This is a genomic window from Oscillibacter sp. CU971, from assembly GCF_905219725.1.
GTDB lineage: Bacteria > Bacillota > Clostridia > Oscillospirales > Oscillospiraceae > Oscillibacter.
The window spans coordinates 1-1,043 of the sequence record NZ_CAJMXG010000578.1; the positions used below are offsets into that span (position 1 = coordinate 1).

2 protein-coding genes are annotated in these 1,043 nt (G+C 51.8%); both read left to right on the plus strand.

Annotated elements, in window-relative coordinates; translation table 11 throughout:
* Positions 1 to 376: 376 nt before the first annotated feature.
* Entirely contained in the window at positions 377 to 703 is a 327-nt protein-coding gene (locus JX325_RS17585) for a hypothetical protein (RefSeq protein ID WP_204792286.1), read from the plus strand.
* The gene (locus JX325_RS17590; RefSeq protein ID WP_204792287.1) at positions 696 to 926 is read left to right on the plus strand and encodes a hypothetical protein; all 231 of its coding nucleotides are present in this window, start codon (positions 696 to 698) and stop codon (positions 924 to 926) included. Before JX325_RS17585 ends, JX325_RS17590 begins: the two co-directional genes overlap by 8 nt.
* The last annotated feature ends 117 nt before the right edge of the window (positions 927 to 1,043 follow it).

The window sequence follows — 1,043 nt, forward strand, 5'->3', positions numbered from 1 at the left end:
TTCCTTATTTTATCATTTTATCACATCTGCTATCATTTCGGGGGATTAAATCAGCGTTTCCTTAAAGCGTATACAGGAGGGCCACCCGGCAGTGGATGGCCCTCCTGTTGCTTTCGCTTCGTTTTCCATAGATTAATCGTTGGGTATCGTGAATAGCTTTTACATGGCTTTGGGGATATACTTGCTTTACAAAGTTGGAAAGGAGACACGAAAATGCTCAAACATCTACAGGTCAGAATAGAGCCGGGCGACTATAGGCGGCTCCGCATGCTGTGCGCGCTGCGCGGATGCACCCTACAGGGATTTTTGCTGAAACTGATTCTGGACTGCCTGAAAAGCGCGCCGGAATTCCAGCCCGATGGGGAGGAGGCGGAACATGGACGCCATTAAAAATCTTTGCGCTCCCATTCCGGCTGAGCTCCACACACAGCTCCGCCAACGCCAGGAGGCGTCCGGCCAGAACCTAAGCCAGTACATGACCTGGCTCATCACAAAATTTTACGAAGAGGAGGGGAAACCCACCATGAAAGGAAATCAGAGAACGGTCGCGTTCCAGGTGCCGGAGGAGCTGTTCGAGCGGTTCAAGGAGTACCTCAAGCGCAATGGCGTCAAGCAGAACGCCTTCTTCCTGAACTGCATCCAGAAAGCGTTGGAGGCGGAAACTCAGGCGGACAAGCCTGCTGAGGAGGATCATCATGAATAACAACCGGAGGAAGGAGTTGAGCGCACTCGCCGCTCAGCTCGAAGAAATCAAAGACGCCCTGGAAAATCTCAAAGGCGAGGAAGAGGACTATCTGGAGAGCATGCCTGAGAGCTTCCAGGGTTCCGAACGCGGTGAGCGCGCAAGCGAAGCCATCGAAAACATGGATTCCGCGATGGATTCCTTGGGTGAGGCGATCTCCTGCATAGAAAGCGCGCAGGAATAATCATACATCAAAAGGTGGGAGACATGATCTCCCGCCTTTTTCCATAGGAGGCGAATAATATTATAATGTATATCTACCCCGACAACCTGAAAGCAAAGGCCAAGCTGTGGCTGTGGG